General features: G+C 45.4%; 11 protein-coding genes. All 11 read right to left on the reverse strand.

Annotation, left to right across the window (positions count from 1 at the left end; genetic code table 11):
• Positions 1 to 997: 997 nt before the first annotated feature.
• Entirely contained in the window at positions 998 to 2,788 is a 1,791-nt protein-coding gene (locus IH598_02845) for a T9SS type A sorting domain-containing protein (GenBank protein MBE0637436.1), read from the reverse strand.
• Between the two features lie 64 nt (positions 2,789 to 2,852).
• The gene (locus tag IH598_02850) at positions 2,853 to 6,320 is read right to left on the reverse strand and encodes a hypothetical protein (GenBank protein ID MBE0637437.1); all 3,468 of its coding nucleotides are present in this window, start codon (positions 6,318 to 6,320) and stop codon (positions 2,853 to 2,855) included.
• 585 nt (positions 6,321 to 6,905) lie between these two features.
• Positions 6,906 to 7,814: a glycosyl hydrolase gene (locus tag IH598_02855; GenBank protein ID MBE0637438.1), complete on the reverse strand. Its 909-nt coding sequence runs from the start codon at positions 7,812 to 7,814 to the stop codon at positions 6,906 to 6,908.
• A 19-nt stretch (positions 7,815 to 7,833) separates the two neighbouring features.
• A complete protein-coding gene (locus IH598_02860; protein ID MBE0637439.1) occupies positions 7,834 to 8,745 on the reverse strand; it encodes a glycosyl hydrolase in 912 nt (303 codons plus the stop codon).
• A 69-nt stretch (positions 8,746 to 8,814) separates the two neighbouring features.
• Positions 8,815 to 10,245: an MFS transporter gene (locus IH598_02865; GenBank protein MBE0637440.1), complete on the reverse strand. Its 1,431-nt coding sequence runs from the start codon at positions 10,243 to 10,245 to the stop codon at positions 8,815 to 8,817.
• Between the two features lie 25 nt (positions 10,246 to 10,270).
• Complete coding sequence (locus IH598_02870) at positions 10,271 to 11,719, reverse strand: glycoside hydrolase family 30 protein (protein MBE0637441.1); 1,449 nt, start codon at positions 11,717 to 11,719, stop codon at positions 10,271 to 10,273.
• A gap of 209 nt (positions 11,720 to 11,928) precedes the next feature.
• Positions 11,929 to 13,206: a glycosyl hydrolase family 17 gene (locus IH598_02875; protein ID MBE0637442.1), complete on the reverse strand. Its 1,278-nt coding sequence runs from the start codon at positions 13,204 to 13,206 to the stop codon at positions 11,929 to 11,931.
• Between the two features lie 26 nt (positions 13,207 to 13,232).
• Positions 13,233 to 14,546, reverse strand: a complete 1,314-nt coding sequence (locus IH598_02880) for a hypothetical protein (protein MBE0637443.1) — start codon at positions 14,544 to 14,546, stop codon at positions 13,233 to 13,235.
• A gap of 1 nt (position 14,547) precedes the next feature.
• Positions 14,548 to 15,912 carry an MFS transporter gene (locus IH598_02885; protein ID MBE0637444.1) on the reverse strand — a complete coding sequence of 455 codons (1,365 nt, stop codon included), beginning with the start codon at positions 15,910 to 15,912 and terminating at the stop codon, positions 14,548 to 14,550.
• 206 nt (positions 15,913 to 16,118) lie between these two features.
• Positions 16,119 to 17,180 carry a glycosyl hydrolase gene (locus IH598_02890; protein MBE0637445.1) on the reverse strand — a complete coding sequence of 354 codons (1,062 nt, stop codon included), beginning with the start codon at positions 17,178 to 17,180 and terminating at the stop codon, positions 16,119 to 16,121.
• A 10-nt stretch (positions 17,181 to 17,190) separates the two neighbouring features.
• Complete coding sequence (locus tag IH598_02895) at positions 17,191 to 18,477, reverse strand: DUF4434 domain-containing protein (GenBank protein MBE0637446.1); 1,287 nt, start codon at positions 18,475 to 18,477, stop codon at positions 17,191 to 17,193.
• Positions 18,478 to 18,492: the final 15 nt, after the last annotated feature.

Below are 18,492 nucleotides of genomic sequence, written 5' to 3' on the forward strand. Positions count from 1 at the left end.
TTCCTGGGTTATGGTTAATGGAAAGGGCTTTTCTGAGGTAGGATTGGCACTGATCAGATTGAAGGCCAACGCTGTTGCATTGGGTGTCCAGAAATCCACGTGCAGGAATTCGTACAACGAAACATCCTGATTGGTGTATTGGGTGCCCTGATAGTTCAGGTTTTGGTATCTCAGCGTTTTGTTGCCGGCAGCAAGATAGTCCACAGTTACAGTGGTTGATTGCCCCCAGTTTGGGTTAAAATTTGTTCCCGGAATGTTGGTATAGGCCTCGCTGTAGATGGATATTACATTTTCCTGGCTGTGGGGAGGTAGCGGAGGAACGGTGGTAGGTTCAGGCAGTGGCCCCTGCACTACGCCATCAGGAACCTGGATGTTGTCGAAGTATATGATACGATCGGCTGGGCGCGGCGTAGTGACAAAATCAGGGATAATCACAATCCTGTTAAAGGTCTTCCCTATGTGTGCCGAAAAGTTAAAAGTGATCTCCTGCCATTGATTGATCAGCGTATTGGGTATTTGTATTTCAACTGCAGGGCTCACTCCTTCAAATTTCATCCCGATATTGCTGATGTTAGGTTTGAAAACCATGATCTTAACTATAGCATTGGAAGCATCGAAAGTAAACTGGCCGTCATCGTTGGTATAACAAAGAGCCCAGTTGGCTCCACCTTGCTTGGCAATAAATTTGGCAACAGTAGGTGAAGTATTGATTCCTCCCATTACCGGGTTGGCGATAAATTCCAAAGGAGGATTAGTAAGGTTTTCTCCTACAACCCAAAGCCAGTCTGCCCCTACGCCTGAGGGCTCGAAGTTAATCGTATGTGTAATTTGCTGCGCATAAGCACCATACGTAAAAAGCATGATGATAGAAAGTATCAGATTTTTCATTTTCGATAATATTTCTTTTGTATGTAATAATGATTTAAAAACCGGATTTGACCGTAAAACAAGGTAATATTCCGGCTCAGTGATTAATTGCTGAGCCGGAATAATCCATTTATTGTACAACTACTTTGTTAACATACTGCAAACCATCATATCCAGTGGCTTTGATCGAATAAATACCTTTTGGCAAACTACTCACCGAAATCTGTTGCGGTACATCGTTGAAGTTCATCACCCTTTGTCCGGTGATATTAAAAACTTCCACCGTTTTCAGGTGATCAGAATTGGTTATCCTAAAGTAGGTATTCGCAGGATTTGGACTGATATCAAGTTTTGAGATTTCATTACTTGAAATCCCAACCGGGTTGAGCAGTTCGATATCATCAAAATAGAATTGTGCCGGAACAAAATGTCCTTCACCGCCAAATTGCACCACAACCTGGTCGTAATCAGTTCTGTCGGAAACGGAGCTGAAGTCAAATTGCAACGTTACCCATTCATCAAGAGCAGTGACGTCCTGTAATATTTCAGTTTGTGTAGTCCAGGCATTTCCACCCAAAAGGCTGTTTTGCAGTTTGATTGCTGCTTTTTGGGTAAGGCCGCCTGTATAATTGTTAGTAGAAGGGAATAACACCCTGATTTGAAAGATATTCCTTACGGTCAAATCCATACGGTGTTCAAGGATAAACTGCGCATTTGTCCATTCAAATGAGCCTGAACGCGTATAGTTGGCTACATGGTTCGCTGCGTTTAACGGGTCATTAACGATGGTAAGATCCACGAGCTCCGGATCTTGAAATTTCCATGAAGGGATTGTTCCCCAGCCGTCATTTTCAAAATTGTCCTGTACATCTGCTGCCATAAGAGGCTTTTCGGGGTTTTCACCGGCAAAGGCCATGTTGTCCCAGTAATAAGTTTGTTCGCCGGCAACTGAGCCAGGTGTATCAAAGTTAAAAAAGATGGAGGCTTTGTTGTAGCTGTAACCAAAGTTGATCTCGGCTGTTCCGGGGGCTTCATTCATAAAGTCGAACGTAATCGTTTCCCACGCGTTGGCAACTGTGGTGTTTGTTTCAGTCTCAACACTGATGTTGGGATCGTTGTATGCTTCCACTTTCAAACGGATCGGCGTTCCGGCAGTCGGCGACCAAACGTCCACAGTCATTAAGGTTGAGCCGGGAACAAAGGGAATTGGGGTGGGGAAACCGGCAGTACCGCCGACAGTGGTGCCTGCCCAAGGCTCAGCAAGAGCAGTTTTGATGGTTTTTGCAACTGTATTCGACGGATTGGTTGGATCAGTAACAATCTCAGAGAAATTTCCACCAAAGTCAATCAGGCCGTAATTAATCAAAGGATCTTCAAAGGTTACAGGCAGAACAACCGGATTGGAAGGACCACCTCCGCTGTACTCAGGACCTGTAACATCATCAAAAAAGAAAGTGTTATCAGTGGTGGTAGCAAAATCAAAAAAGATGACAATCTTGTCATAAACTCCTGAAGAAGCAGTGGCAAAATTGAAGTTCAGTTGCACCCATTGATTGGGAGTAGTGATGTTTTGAGGTACTTCAACGAAGATGGCGCCATTGTTTTTGTCTTCCAGCTTAAAAAGGACGACGCATGCAATTGGCGACCATACTTTTAACGAAAAAGTCTGACCTGTGGTAAAATCAATTTTACCATCAAGAAGTAAATAGGCATGTGCCCATTGCTCGGTGGTACGCACCCATTGGCCAACATTGGCACTGGTGTTAATGCCGGATGGATTGGGGTTGGCTACAACAGTTGGCGCATTTGGCCAACCAAGGAAAGTTTCGTTTTGATTTGCATCAAAATCGTTGTAAATGTATTGTGCCTGAGCTGTTACAGCAAAGAACACAATGGCTAAGATTAAGTGAATCTTCTTCATAGGTTTAAAATTTAAAGTTAGTAAATGAATTTGTTTGAGTTTTTAATTATACGTTATGCTAAAATTATTTCTTAGTTTTTAATGACACTTCCACCCTTTCAATCTCGCCATTTCGGCTGAAGACCATGCTGCTGATCCGGGGGTTCAATTTGCGGCCGGCAACTTCCTCGGTACTTCCATCGGCATAAAATACAGTGATTGTGTCTTTTGCTGAAAAGTTGAGCAATATTGGTGTGAGGCAGAAAGTAAATCCAATCTGTCCTTTGATGAGCGATAACTGCACCGGCTCGCCATTTATAGAATAAAATTCAAATTTCTGGTTCTTTTCGAGAATTTCTTCCTCATTCACCAAAGCCGGCTCAAAAACAATACTTCCATTGCTAATGGAAAGTGCAAGCTCACCAAGCCGGGCAATCACATCCTCTTTTACCTGGCCGGTAAGACCCGGTTGTTTTGCACCTGAATTCGCAGGCGTGTGCGAATGGGCATCCGTTGGGAATGCGCCATATAATTCCGGGTTTTTATACAACCCGATACCGGCTTTAATTTCGTAATAGTGCTGTTTCAACTGACCGATGATTTTAGAACTGGCGCCTTCAGCCACGGCCTGGAAAAAACATTCCTGTGCAGCCAGCAGCAGCTTTGAAACCATGTGCCAGTATATCGAACCCAGTCCTTCGTAACCGAAAAATGTCCCCGATCGTCCGGTGAATGATTGATGATCGAAAACTTCTTCGTAAATGGCCAGAATTTTCTCCTTTTCCTCCTCAACCAGTTGACTATAACCACTTGCTTTCAAATTTCCCAGAGACAGCTCAAGCACACCGGCATTACGAAAAGTACTGTTGAAGTGATACTCGCCCAGAGCGTCCTGTTGGATGATGTCGGCGTTTTTATCAGCTAATAATTTTTTCAGCAACGCAGATGATTCAACCAGCTCCTCAGGTATCCAGTTTTTCTCCATGAAACTATGCAAAATTCTGTTGGGATATAGCATGTAGCTGTACTGATCCTCTCTGAACATGTTACTTTTTTTCAACGCGTTGAGTACTTCGAGGTTCTCTTCGCTGCTGAGAAGTCCCGAGCTGAGCACGGCCACCTGTCCTTCGAGCATTTCATAAAGGTGGCGTATTTCGATTCCATCCTGTTTTACCGAAATTAAATTGTACGCGTGATAAAGTGCATCTTTACGTCTGTTGGCTCTGATGGAATGATCAATGTAATGGAGGCAAACCTTGAAAAAGGCTACTATATTTTTTACCGGGATCTGGCGTCTCACACCTGAAAAAGAGTAGGTATAGATTTCGTTGCGGTACTTTGCATGCGCTTTTCCAAGGAATTCGATAAAGCGAAGGCGGTCAGCACCTGAAAAATTAGCATTGAGCAGTTTTGTGTTTTCATCGAGGAACTGGTGAATATTTTCGAGCAGGGAGGCAACCTCTTCCGAAATGCTCACACTGCTGAACGACACACTGCTAAGCTTATCATCCCAGAAATGCAGAAACCGGCGCAGGTAATATAGTGTTACCATTGATGTTCCATTTCCGACCAAAGCATTGTTGGCATCGTTCCATTCCGGGCGCTGGGTGTTGAGCCAAATACCTGCTTCCGGAATAAAATTGCTCAATTTTGATAGCAGGGGAACCAGGATTTTTTCGGTGAGGTTTACCCTATAGATTTGGTTATCCTGTTTGTTTTTGAGCAAACTGGCATCTGCGCCGAGGTAGGCCGCTTCGGTTTTGATCTTATGGTTGAGATCGAAATCAAACACTACAGTGTCCTTTGGGTTGCGCATGATATCTTCAAACGGTTTGATCCGGTAAGGCACATTGGCGTAGGCGTAAATATCGCTTGTAAGGAGACGCTCCAGTTTACCCGGATGGAAATTGAACGATAGTTCGAGCAATTTCTGAAGGTATATGATCTGATGATCCCCCCAGTAGCCGATATAAGCCCAAGGGTCATCGGGTTCGGGTACTTCCCAGTCAATACCGTCGCGCATAATGCGGTAAGGGTTGTATCCGTCAATGGTTGAGGAATTTACGAATTTGGAGATGATGCCTTCAGTAAATTCGGGGAATGAGTAGCAAAGGGCTTCCCAGTTTTGGAAAATGTCGCGCCAATTGCCCTCGTAGTAATATTTCACCGAACCATCTTCGTTTTTGGTTTCGATGGAAAACCTGTTCCAGGGGCGGCTCGGATCGCCATGGCGACGGCTGAAGGTCAGGGGGAGGTATTCACCTGCAATTCTGATCAAATCGGCATTATTGGTTTTTTCGGCATGTTTTGTCAAATCGTAATAAGTAAAGCTCTCGGGAAGTTTTTCGAGCCAGTTTTGGAATTCTTTACTCAGTAAACGATTGATCTGCGAGAGATAGAGTTTAAAATCAGCCTTATCTACCTGATAATTGTTTACAAAAACACCACCCCTCATGATGTTAAAGAGGGTATTGGTATAATGACGGGCACAGCACATCTCGGTATTGGTTACCTGAAAACCATCAGCCAGCGAAACCATACGCTTCAGGTTTTCTGTTCCCTTCAGGATGTTAGCAAGGATCAGTTCAACGGGATTCCTGGTGTTGAGGATAAAATGATCCAGATTGGCCACATCAGTATTGCTCTGGTTGATTTCAGCTATTGTAAACCAACGTCTTTGGTCGTTTGCCTTCAGGCTGATCTTTGAATTGACAAAATAAGCGCCGCGGGCGCCTCGGATATTTTCTTCAGTTTCGACAGCTTCGCCTCTGATAAAATTATTGACCTGGTGTTCCGAAACCAGAACATTAACCATCTCTCCCAACCCGGTTGTCCAAACAGAGGTTGCAAAAAGCGCTTCACTGGGTTCGGCGCGGTCAACCGGAATGGCGCTGAGCATAAACAGTCCTAACGAACTATCCTCGGCCTTTTCACTCTTTTTGTAGGCGTCAACCAGGTTGCTGTATTCATTTTGAAATGCGTAGCCTACACCGCTGGGAAGCACATTCTTCAGCCCATCCAGTAGGTCAACAGAAACCGGTTTCTCCGAAATATTGACAAGTATGGATTCTTTTACAAACCCAAACCGCTCACTGTTGTACCATCCATATCTGAAACGCAACCCAAGATCATTATTGATCTCTTCGAAAATGATTTTATTGCCGTAACTACTCTTGTAAATGTTTCTGGCAGTGTTGTAAAATCTCAGCGAGTTATCGGTGAAAGGTTCCCACAGCGATGTTTTACCGTCCTTTTTTACCAGAAAGTAAGACCTGCTTCCGGTTTTTCCTTTGTAGTCATGGATTTTGTCGTCGGTATAATACGGAAATAGCGCATTATCGCGATCTTTTCGCCCAGCCGACACCGAGCCGTTGCTTGAGATAAACATCCAGTGGTCTGAATCACTCACAATGCTGATAAAAAAATCAGGCATTTCATGATAATTCCTTATCTGGTAGAATTCCTCCCCATCAATTTCTACAAATTGCCCTGTAACAGGCATTGGTTTAAAATTGATCTCACTGTTTCCCAGAAATATGGCTTGGTTTTTCATTAATAATTGAAATATTGAATTTTGTTGATCTATTTGATTTTGATAATCATGTTACCCGAAAATTTTGAACTAAACTTATTGTAAGGTTGACAAAGCCTATTTGAAATAACTGATGCAAAGTTAATTCACCTTTAAAACGACACCAAATTTTCCTGTACGTCAAAGTTGCAGCAAAAACAATATCTCACTACATCAAAACTTCATCAATCAAAAGTTAAATAATTGATTATGTAATGGATAAGATAAAGAAATATCATTTTTCATTCATTACAGCATCAGAAACAAGTTGGTCATGAGTTATCATCTTTGGCCAGGGATTATTGGTGAATATTTTCAAATTACCGGCAGTTTTCAACTTTTACTGCCAAATTTTAGTTGCTTAGGCTAATATACTGATCAACCTAATGTTAGGCTGAGATGCGATTCCGGTTGAAATTGATGGGGGAATGGGGTGATGGTAATGCCCAACTGCCTGGTGCAGACTGTTTACTGCCGACTAATCCCCAAAGGTCTTCTCACGGGGAGAATTTTTGATCCCGAAGAATAAGCTGAAAGTCTTACCCAGTTATATTGAATATTGCTTGATCATTTCCCATTCACCTGCTTCACCGCAACCTTCGGTGTCCGGTCAACCTTGAATAAACCCCAGTGTTTTTCGGGCTCAAGGGGTTCAGGAGAGCCTTTCCACGATTCATCGAAAGCCTCGAAGAAAAAGGCCAGGATGTTTTCTTTTGCTGTCCACTCCATCAGCTTTTCGAAGTAGATCTTCTGAAATTCTTCATTCACATTTTCAGGATGGATACCCCTGCCATTCGAACTTGTTGCCCAGCCTGCCTCAGTGATTGCGACCTGCTTTTGTGGATATTTATTTGCTACCGCGTAGTAATTTTCCCTGGTGTAGTTGAGCGCCTCGCTGATGTGCCTGTATTCCCAAACGGGATAGGTGTGTATGGAGATAAAGTCCACTGCTTCGGCCAGATTTTGCAATTTGATCAGCCACGGCACATAGTTTTCGCAAAAAGTAACCGGTTGGGCGATTTTGGCTTTTACCTGTTGCACATAATCCATCACTTTGCTTTCGGGGACATAATGATCGGTCCACTCCACACAGGCTTCATTTCCCACTGAAACCGAAAAGATGATCTCCGGGTATTTTTTCGCCAGCCCGATTAAACATTCTATGCGTTTTTGATTGTACACCATGTTGAATTCCAATTGCTCTTCCGAATAAACCCCTCCATTCCAGGGGCAATTGAAGTTGTTCATCTCGGCGCCAATATAAGCCCCGAGCATCAGCCGGAAATCGAGTTTTTCATGGCGAATAACTTCTAAAACTGTTTCGGCGTGTTGGTCGCAATCAAACAGGCGGAGGTATTTCCAATGGCCGTGCAGGATCAACAGGTCTTCCCTGATCTCATCATAAGTAGGGTAGATGTGGCCGGGATGCTGCCCTTCTCTGAACCCAGAATAGCAAATGGCGCGGCCGGGTTCGATTTTCAATTTTTCAAACAGATTAACCGACATATTTCAATTTTTCAAAGCGGTCCCAAATGCCCCAGAATGCACCAACATCCCCTTCAACGCCCACTTTCCACGATTCGTCAAAGGAGGAAAAGTAAAACACTTCAATCTCTTCATCTTTAGCCCAAAGCTGTGTGTTGATGAAATATTTCATGGCGCTCAATTCATCAGGCGCAGCATTGCCGAGGCTAGCGCCTTTGTTTGGCCAGCCTGTTTCGGTAATGATGACCCTTTTACCATTTCCGGCTGCTTTGGCCTGGTTATACATCTGCTGCATGTGCTGGAGCGCCCACCTGAAATCTGTGCCTTCCCAAAATGGATAGCAGTTGCACAAAACGACATCGCAGGCTTCGGTTATAGCGGGTCTTTTCGAAAACTCGTAGTAAGCATCCACATAGCCGACAGGCACGCCGGGAATCTGATTTTTCACCAGTTTGATGTAATTTATAAGCTCAGTTTCGTCCATATCCTTACGGTAGAGCACTTCGTTACCCACTGCGGCAATATCCACAAAGCCCTCTTTAGCCAGTTGAATCAGATTTTCGATCTCCTCGCGGTTTTTATCTTCCTCTTTGCCCAGCCAGGCGCCAACAAGTGTTTTGAGGCCGAGCTCTTTGGCAATTTTGGGAACCAATTCATTTCCCTGAATGCAGGAAAACGACCTCACCCAGCCCGTGTAAGGCTTCAGGATTTCCATCCTCCGCCTGATCTGCCCCGCCGAAATGATATCGCCGGGTTTCTGGCCATCCTCATAAATGCTGAAACAAAAGCCATGAACCCCGCCATCCAACACTTCAACAAACATGCTGCGGATGTCGTCATTTGTTTTATCATCAAAGAAGCTTTCGCTTTGAATCATTCCTGATTCTTTAAACTTTAAAAACCTTTCTGCTCTGTAGGACATAGTGTAAAATATTGATTATTATTTATTTGCCTGGAAGTTCCTAATATTTGACTGTGAAAAAATTTAGCGCTACAGTTCGCCCCGCCGCCTGACCAATTCATTTTTTATTTCCCTTGCTTTTTCTTCGGTCAGATCATATTTCCACATCACGAGAATAGCCAAACCGGCTGTTAGCGCCGGAATAACAATATCGGCAATTCTAAGATTAGTGAGTGTTTCGGCATTTTGTAGCGATGCATTCTGGTCGAACCCTACCATCTTCAACACCAGGCCGCCCAATACGAGTGCAAGTGCCTGTCCCAATTTGACCATCCACCAGTAGATTGCTCCGAATGTTCCCTCTTTTCGCGGCATGCCGTTGTTCAGTTCGTCGAGGTCGCAAACATCGGCAGTCATGCTCATCATTAATGTGAAAAGTCCTCCAATACCAAACACCATCAACGGAACGGGCATAAAAAGCAGCCAGTGATTGGCAGGATTGAACCCCCACCATTTGAGGGCATACCCGACTATCGAAATGAAAGTTGAAACAATAAAGGCGTTTCTTTTACCCCATTTGTTCGACATCCAGGTGATGATAGGTATGATCAGGAATGCTGTGGATATGGCACTTATTGTCGAAAACCAGGCAGGCCATGTGCCGGCAGCGCCATAATCGCCTCTGAACATATAGAAAACAATGATGAAATAGCTGAATGAGGCCACCATCTGATAGCCGTTAAAAACTAAAAACGTTGCACCGCAAAGCCTTACAAATGGGATGTTTTTAAAGATCAGTCCCATATTTTTAATCAAGCTTTTAAAGTTTTTTGCAAGATTTTTAAATGTGATATCGTCTCTGTTAGAAAGGTTGGCCTGGTCAATCTCTTTACAAAAAATAGCCGGCAATAAACCTAATATCAGACATATTGCACCTACGATAATAGACAATTTGCGTACGCCCATAGCCTGGTTTGCAAACAAGTCGGGGCTGGCAATGATCACCCAAAACCAGGGGACGATCATCCAGGCCACCTGTCCGATAGTTTGTGAGAATCCCATCAGGCGTGTGCGCTCGTTGTAATCAGAGGTCATTTCGTAACCCAGTCCGATGAGCGGAGTGGAGTAAATGGTGTTGCCAATGATATAAACGATGGACAAGATAAGGAAATACCAGAAGTTGTACATCTGGGAGTCTTCCGGGTTCATCTGCCACAGAACGGCAAACAAAATACCACTTAAAATAGCGCCGATAAAAATGTACGGCCTTCGGCGACCAAAGCGCGACTTGGTGTTGTCGGTGATATAGCCCATGATCGGGTCGGTAATCGCATCGAAAAAGCGGGGCAATCCGCCGAGCAATCCCGCCAAAAATGGATCCATGCCATAAGCCGTGAGCAAAAAGAACATGAATACTCCAAGTGATCCCGGCAATAAATTATTGACCAGATTGCCTGCTCCGAAAGCTGCCTTCTGTATCAGCGGCACACGGTCTTTTAGCGGTGTTTCATAAGTTGTCATAGCTTGCAAATTTATTAGTTGGTTGTTAGCCTGCTGTCGGTATTAGTATGGTTTGTATTGCCTTGCCTTGAATGGTAAATTCGATGGATTTGCCGAAAAGTGAAAGTTTTATTGCTTTTTCAGCGTCATTTGGGTTGAAGAGGATTACAGCGATCGTTCCATCTGGATTTTCAGCGGCAGTAACCATCAGGTCTTCGGATGGATTATCGAACCCAATCCTTGTGGCGCCTGGTCGGATAAACCTGCTGAAATGTGCGAGGGTGTAGTACAGCGGGGTAAAATAAACCTCATCCTGCTCCTGATCAACGATCACGGGGGCTACACACCAGTTTTTTGCCCAGTTGGGGCCGCCCTGCCTGTCGAGTACCATGTTCCAGTCAACCCAGCCATCCACTTGGTTATTTAAACAGCCGATGATGTCGCGGGCATATCTGAACACCGGTACGTATTTAGGATGAAGGTATTTGTGCTCTTCCGGCGCCCAGTCCCAGCCCCAGTCGGTAGCTTCCTTCGACCAGTACCAGGCATCATCCTTCCACTTTGGAACTTCAGCATCCACACACGCTTCGGTGTTGATCAGGTGTTTGTCGGGCGCTTTTTGATGGGCATATTGCAAGGCTTCGGGGAAATAATCGTAGGTGCTGGCGTACCAATGCACAGCGGTTCCGTCGAAATATTGCGCTGCTTCTGCATCGTCATACATCGCATCCACCCAATGTATCATTTCTTCGTCGCGGTTCTGATCAAATCCGAAAATCTTCACCTTCTGTCCTTCAGCTTTCAGTTTTGGGCCTAAATGATTTTTTACAAACTCGTTCATCTCTTCCGGGGTGAAGTGCATGCTTTCCCAGTTGCTGTCGTTGCCCAGCGGTTCATTTTCCACAGTAAAAGCCCAGATGTCAATGCCTTCAGCGCGGTAAGCTTCAAGGTATTTCGAAAAAAATAAAGCCCAGGTGTCATAGTATTTTGGCAAAAGCTTTCCGCCGCGCCAGTCGTTGTTGTCTTTCATCCACGGTGGAGCTGTCCAGGGCGATGAGATGATTTTGAAGCCCTCTTTTGAAATGGCCATGGCATCTTTGATCATGGGAATGATGTCGTCCATATCTTCTTCAATGGAAAAGTATTCCAGTTCCAAATCATCCGGAACCGGTGCATAGGAATAATTGCCAATGGAAAAATCACTGGAGTTCATGTGGGTTCTTGTCAGCGAATACTGTGCGCCCGATTCGCCGAAGTAGGCTTCGAGGATTTTGTTGCGGTTTTCAGGGCTTAGCTGGTTGAGCAGGTAAGCCGAGGTTTCGGTAAATGAGCCGCCAAAGCCGGTAATTTTTTGAAATCTCTCTTCAGGTAAAATATAAATTTCAACAAGGTCTTCAGCAGTAGGAAATTCAACCAATCTGGTCATCCGGTTCCCGCTTTGGGAGGTTTCGTAAATTTCCACATTCAATTTTTCCGGTTTCATGCAACTGTTCATAAGTATCATTATTAGAAAAATACCTGTTAGGTGCTGCTTGCAAGAAAACTTTAATAGTTGAAAATCAGTGAATACCCCAACCCTAAAGGGAGCACTGATTTTCAACAGTTTACTCCCTTTAGGGTAGGGGTAAATAAACTGTTGAAAATCATAGTATAATCGTTTTCTTGCAAGCATTAGATAGTAAATAATTGATTTCATATTATAAATCAGTTTTGTTTTGTTCGTTGCTTGATTTCCCAAACTGTTGGCGGCGCCTTCACCTCTTTCATCATTGCTTCCCTGTCGCCGTTGTAGGTTTTGGTGATCGGTTTTCCGTTGCGGGTCAACCCGTCGAAAACCCCTTCATCCAACATATCCCACAGGACGTATTTTGCCTGCGATTGCAGGTTGATCAGTCCGAAATGGTTTTCTGATCCGTGGGGGTTGGCGGCATCTTTCCATTGCTCGTCGAAGGCTTCAAAATAGAAACAGGCAATGCCGTTGCTGTTTGTCCATTCCCTCAATTGCCAATAGAAAAGTGCTGCTTTGTACTCATCCACTGCCCGTGAGTCCTCATCGCCATATAATTCGTCTGACTTTGTTGACCAGCCGGTTTCGCCGATATGCACAGGTTTGTTCACTCCAAGGCTTTGCATATAATTCACCACGCTTTCGTACTGCATGACGGCGTAATTCATTGACCTGTCCATGGCAGCATGAATTTTTTCCAGATCGGATAACATTTCTTCTTCCTCCGGCACTCCCCAGAAATCGGGATTATAGTGCGTGTCGTGCATGGGGTAAGTGTGCATCGAAATGTAATCCACCGCCCTGATCAACTCGTTGAGGTCATCTTTATGGTACTCCGATCCGCCGCCACCCCACGAAGCAAAATTATCCGAGCTTGTAATCCAAAGCGTTTCGGACAATTCGCCGGCTTTTTTCAGATTTTGTAAATGATTCACCCATTTCAGGATGATGGCAGGTTCCACATAATAATTCCATGCCCAGTGTACCATAGCTTCGTTGCCGACGGCAATTATTTTGACGATGTCAGGGTATTGTTTGGTCAGTTCAACGGCTCTCGCAATTTCCACGGCATTGCGCCCGCTCTCTTCGTTGCGGATGCGGTCGGGAAGGTCGGTCCAGGCATTTTTGCAGTCAATCCAGGCGCCAAGCATCACATACATTTCAAAACCGGGGTCTTCCTGTTTCAATTGTTTGATGGCCTCCAGCAGATTGGCAGCTTCATCAAGATGAACATTGTATGTGCGCAGTAATTTGATCCCCATTACCGACAAAATTTTCATGTCTTCCTTCAATTGGGGGATTGTCGGCTGAATATCCCTGGTATTCTCCCGGTATCCTCCGTAAGAGATAGACTGATAGTGAGGGTTGCCCAATATTTCGGCTGCAGTTTTATCCGTGATTTCCGTACTTTGAGAGCAGGAGATCGTCAACGATGCCGCAAAAAATGCAATCAGGTATGGTAAAAGTCTTTTCATATTAAATCACACAGTCAAAGTTTCGATTAATCTAATTTGATATCTCCCACAAAGCAATCTCCCGCCTCCTCGCCAAGAGCATTTTTGTAGGCTTCCGAAATGCTGATCTCTTCAAAATGGCGCTGAATGGATTTCAGGGAGGCTCCGGCAGCGTAAGGATCAATCCGGTGAGCCTCCATAAGGACATAATAGGCTGCACGCGGGATCAGTGGGTAATGGCCATTTTCATCCGTCGGTCCTTTGGCACAGATGCCAAACCATTCTTCATTCATGTTGTTTATGCTATCAACATAGTCGTGCAGGTAGCCGCCGTTTGACCAGGAGGCGTGGTTATCATGAAGATTGAGGTTTAAGGTTTGGTCATATTTCCACCATCCGTCGCCCGACTGGAAAGTAAACCCACCGAGGGAATTTTCTGCTTTGCCCAATCCGGCAGCATTTTCGTAAATTTCCCTCCAGTTTCCATGCAGGTAATACGCCTGCGCGCATTGGTCCTCCTGTTGTTTGATATCGTTAAAAGCATCGGCGCCAAGCTCGGTGAGCAGAATGGGTTTACCGTATTCATTTTTGACCCTGTCGAACATGTCGTTAAATGAAACTCCCCGGTAAACATTTATACCGAGGATATCCACATCCTGGCACTCCTCAGCAATGATGTCGAGGAACAAAAGGTCTCCGTTACAAATGGCAACCGGATGGTTTTGGTTAATGGCTTTCATGGTTAATGCGGCTTCGTTGAAGAGCTTGTACATGTGCCTCGCCCTGATGGTGGATTGCCTGTCAACCATCGGAATATCCTCCGTTTCGGGGCCTCCCCAGAAAAGTCCGTAGTTGTTCTCATTTCCTAAAAGAAAAAGTAAAAGTCCGGGGGTATCTTTGTATTGAGCCGCAAGGGTTTTCACTTCATTTAAAAGCAAAGCTTTCACGCGGGGATCGTTGTACTCCGTGTTTCCCACCCATCCGCCATCGAGGGTAAGGCCGTAGCGGCCAAAAGAGTGATTCAGCATGGTATAAATCCCGTAGTTCTCGTAGATGTATTGTATCCACTTTTGCGGAATGCCAGTGTAAACGCGGATGACATTCACACCCATGTTGCTGAACATTGTCATCTCATCGTCAAGCGCTTTCCGGATGAAGTCATCGGGCTGGTTCCATAAGCTGTACATGTAATTTGTGCCAATGGGAAAGTAATCCCAGTTCATGCCGTTTACCATCAAAGCTTCTCCGTTGACCAGAAGCCGCCAGCCGTTATCCTTTAGCTCTGTCTCCACCTTGTTGCTTTGAACACATGATGAGATGAAGAAAATCAGGATGAAACAAGTAGTAATAAATCTTTTCATATCAATTTGAATGGCTTAAACTTTCCCTGCGTTTTTCCAGATCGCGCTCCATCGCCAGGCAGGTTTTGTGATCAATAGCATAGAAATAAAGCAGGATAGCGCAGGACATATATAGAATCCCCGGGTACACAGAGATCATTAACTTTATTCCGTTGAGCGAAGTGGCTGTTTGCTCAATATTGGGCACAAATTTATAGAGTGCAAGCAGCCATCCGGCAAGTGCGCCGCCGATTCCCCATCCTGCTTTTTGGGCAAAAGTTGCTGCCGAAAAAACCAGGCCGGTGGCGCGTCGGCCAAATTGCCATTCTGAAAAATCGGCAGTATCGGCAAGCATGGTCCAAAGTAGTGGTACAGCTGGGGCATAGGTAAATTTTGCCAGAATGTTGATGATGTAAATGGAGTAAATATTTTCGTTGCCGGGAAGGTAAAGCAAAATGAAAAAGAAGCCGGAGAGCAATGAGCTGGCGATGTAAACATTTCGCTTGCCAAAACGCTTTGCCAAGGGTTTCGACAACGGTATGCCGAGGATGAGCGCTATGGTGCTGACTATGTTGAACAACTGCACACTCTCCTCCTTGCCGATGTAGTATTTGAAATAATAGGCAATGGAAAGATTTTGGATGGCAAACATCACGAAAGAGATAATGCCAACAAAAAACAGGATCACCCAGGGACGGTTGCGGAAAAGGTTTCGGATGTCTTCCTTGAGATTTTTTTGCTGCGCCGGCGGTGGGCTTACCCTTTCACGGGTGGTTTTAAAGGTGATCATGAACAACACGAAACTTATGGCGCCAAAGAGTGTCAGCGTGTATTGGTAGCCTTTGGCAGTGTCGCCGCCACCGAAATAGCCGGCCAGATAGAGGGCGGCGCCGGTTACAATAAACTGTCCGACAAAGGCAAAGATGAAACGATAGGAATTTAAACCGGCTCGTTCGTAGGAGTCGGAGGTCATTACCGCACCCAGGGATGAATATGGCAGGTTGATGGCTGTGAAGACGGTCATCAGCAGGAAGTAGGTTACTCCGGCGTAAATTACTTTTCCGGTGGTTCCAAAGTCGGGGGTGGTAAAGGTGAGGACGGCCAGCACGCTGTAGGGGAGCGCCATCCAGAGCAGGTAGGGGCGGAATTTCCCCCAGCGGGTGTTGGTGCGGTCAGCAATGACGCCCATCAGTGGGTCGCTCACCATGTCCCACACACGCGCAATGAGCATGATGGTTCCGGCAGCAGCAGCCGAAATCCCGAACGTATCGGTGTAAAAGATCAAAATCCAGAACCCTACCATGTCCCACACAAAGTGCGAAGCGGTATCGCCCAGGCCATACCCCACTTTTTCGCCGACTGATAGTTTTGCTCCGGTCTTGCTCATTGAGTTTCTTACTTTTTTGGCAGAATTTTCAAATGTCAAATGTCAAAACACAAATAAATTCGAACTTTAAAAAATTAAAATACAAAACTGTTTCAGATCTTCATACACATTTTCAGGTTGAATCTTTGATACTTTGAATATTGTGATTTATTTGAAATTTGTCTTTTGCTTTTTGTAATTTTTTAATTTGTCCAGCTTAGGTTATTTTAATCAACTATTGGGTTTGTTAAAATTCCGATTGTCATCTTGGGTTGCCGATCCACAGTAAACAGCCCCCAGTGCTTTTCGGCGCCCAGCGGGTTGCCCGGGTCACCTTTCCAGTCTTCGTCAAAAGCCTCGAAAATGAATGTGGTGATATTGTTCTCTTTTGACCACCCCATCAGTTCGCTGACGTATCTTTGTTGTTTTTCCTGGCTTGCCCGCTCGCCAAACTCGGAGGCGACGGATGGCCATCCTGCCTCAGCAATCACGATTTTCGCCCCGGGAAGTGCCGCCTTCACCTCTTCTACATTCTCCAAGGTATAGCTCATCCCTGCGTCAATATCTCTTTCTTCCCAAACGGGGTAAGTATGAATGGCCACAAAATCCACAACGCCTGCGAGTTCTTTTCCATGATCGGCCCACCACTTGTAGTTGTCGGCTACCGTAACCGGTTGTTCGATGGCTTGTTGCACCCTTTTCACGTAAGCGATCACCGAATCCACCGAAACTTTGTGGTCGTTCCATTCAACCAGCGCTTCATTGCCTACATTCACGGCCACGATGATATCGCTGTATTCTTTCGCCAGTTTGATCCCTGCGGCAATTTCGCTGTCGTTGAGTTTTTTATTTTCATCGAGGGTTTCCTGTGGAATAGGTTCAGTGAGCCATTCACAGGTTTGGTGGGCGCTGAGTTCGGCGCGCAGCCAAATCCCGAGCATCACCTTGAAATCGAGGTTATTCTCCCTGATCACTTCGAGCACCATCCGGCTGTTTTCCCCGCAATCGTAAAGGCGGAAGAGTCTGAATGGCGTTTGATCGGCAAGGATTTGCAGGTCTTCGAGGATTTCTTCGTAGGTTGGATTTATAGCGCCATTGCCGCGGTCAGGGTGCTGGCCGCTGCGAAAGCCTGAGTAGCAGACCGCTTCGGAAACACTGCTGAGCAGCATGATTTCTGTTTGCATGGGTTTGGTTTCGGATTTGTTATCGCGTTGCTGTGCCGGATTGCAGGCCAGAAAACCAAACAGGGCGAACAGCAGCAGGAGTTTATAGCTATTTTTCTTTTTCATGATCATTTTTCTAATTCACATAAAAAGGAATATTGGCAGTGGCTGCATTGTTATTGCCATCGAAAACATAAACAAACAGCCTGTATTCGCCGGGTGCTTCGGGTGCATTGATGAAGATGCGGTAATCGGTTGAATCCATACCAAGCAGTGTTGTTGGACGCGGTTCGAAATCGCCGCCATCGCTTTGCTGATCTACGGGCACTTCCGGTAATATTTCCCAAAAATAGTTCAGCTTGTCGCCGTCGGGATCAGTGGCCAGCACTTCGGCTTCTAATTGCCCGTCAGGGGAAAGATAGACATCGTCGTAGGCCGTTAGTCCATTAATCAGAAAATGTTGCAATTGCGGAGCGCGGTTTTCGGGCCAGGCGCCAGTCCAGAGGTATTGCATCACATCTACCGATTCGGTTTTCTCACCCGATTTGAGGAACATGCCATACCAGGTGGGTGTGCGCTCCTGTTTTTGCCCCCAAAGGAAAACAAATGAACCGATGCAGTGGTAGGTGTCGGCGGCAATGAACTTTTCATATCGTTCTTTGTAAGCCATGGCTTTGATGTGACTGTTTTCTTCGATGGGGCGATGCCAGGCTGTCAGCGGAACCTCCCAGTGACCGGTCACACCCCATTCGGTCATTGCGTAAGCACCTTCATAAGCACTTTCGGCAATGTAACCCGGGAGTTTATTGATGCTGCCATACAATTGAAAACTGAGGAAATCGAGCGATTTACCACGTTCGGAAACGGCCTGGATGACTTCTGGACTGGCGCCGGCAATCATGGTTGTTGTCAGATGGTTTGGGTCAACTTTTTTTATCATTTCCGAAATCTCATTCACGGCATTCCACACCTTTTTGTTGGTGTAGCGCAGATTAAGCTCGTTGCCGATCCCCCATGCAAGCAGCGCCGGGTGATCCTTGTATTTCATTACTTCTTCTCTGACAAACTCAAGTTGCTTTTTTACAGCGGCTTCATCATCATAATCAAACCCATGACGTTCGCGGGCAATGTTCAGCCCCATCACCACCATCAGTCCATTGGCGTGGGCGCCATCCAGTAATTCTTTTCCCGAAAAATGCTCATTTCCGGTACTCCATGTTCTCATGGTATTTCCGCCGTACTTTGCCACAGATGCTGGATCGTGGCCGTCGGTTCCTGCACCTTTCATGTAATATGGCTCTCCATTCACATAAATCTGAAAGCCGTATGACTCTTTCTTCAATTCCACTTTTTTCGGCACTGTTGAATTCGGATCTGCGCTGCGTCCGCAGGAAGTGGCGATTGCTGTGTAAAGTATGGACATCAATATTAGGATGTA

Source organism: Bacteroidales bacterium (assembly GCA_014860585.1).
Lineage (GTDB): Bacteria > Bacteroidota > Bacteroidia > Bacteroidales > 4484-276 > RZYY01.

Coding starts and splice junctions, on each gene's coding strand:
- IH598_02875 (MBE0637442.1), bottom strand. CDS start 13,206: ATGAAAAGACTTTTACCATACCTGATTGCATTTTTTGCGGCATCGTTG.
- IH598_02845 (MBE0637436.1), bottom strand. CDS start 2,788: ATGAAGAAGATTCACTTAATCTTAGCCATTGTGTTCTTTGCTGTAACA.
- IH598_02850 (MBE0637437.1), bottom strand. CDS start 6,320: ATGAAAAACCAAGCCATATTTCTGGGAAACAGTGAGATCAATTTTAAA.
- IH598_02860 (MBE0637439.1), bottom strand. CDS start 8,745: ATGTCCTACAGAGCAGAAAGGTTTTTAAAGTTTAAAGAATCAGGAATG.
- IH598_02895 (MBE0637446.1), bottom strand. CDS start 18,477: ATGTCCATACTTTACACAGCAATCGCCACTTCCTGCGGACGCAGCGCA.
- IH598_02865 (MBE0637440.1), bottom strand. CDS start 10,245: ATGACAACTTATGAAACACCGCTAAAAGACCGTGTGCCGCTGATACAG.
- IH598_02870 (MBE0637441.1), bottom strand. CDS start 11,719: ATGAACAGTTGCATGAAACCGGAAAAATTGAATGTGGAAATTTACGAA.
- IH598_02885 (MBE0637444.1), bottom strand. CDS start 15,912: ATGAGCAAGACCGGAGCAAAACTATCAGTCGGCGAAAAAGTGGGGTAT.
- IH598_02890 (MBE0637445.1), bottom strand. CDS start 17,180: ATGAAAAAGAAAAATAGCTATAAACTCCTGCTGCTGTTCGCCCTGTTT.
- IH598_02880 (MBE0637443.1), bottom strand. CDS start 14,546: ATGAAAAGATTTATTACTACTTGTTTCATCCTGATTTTCTTCATCTCA.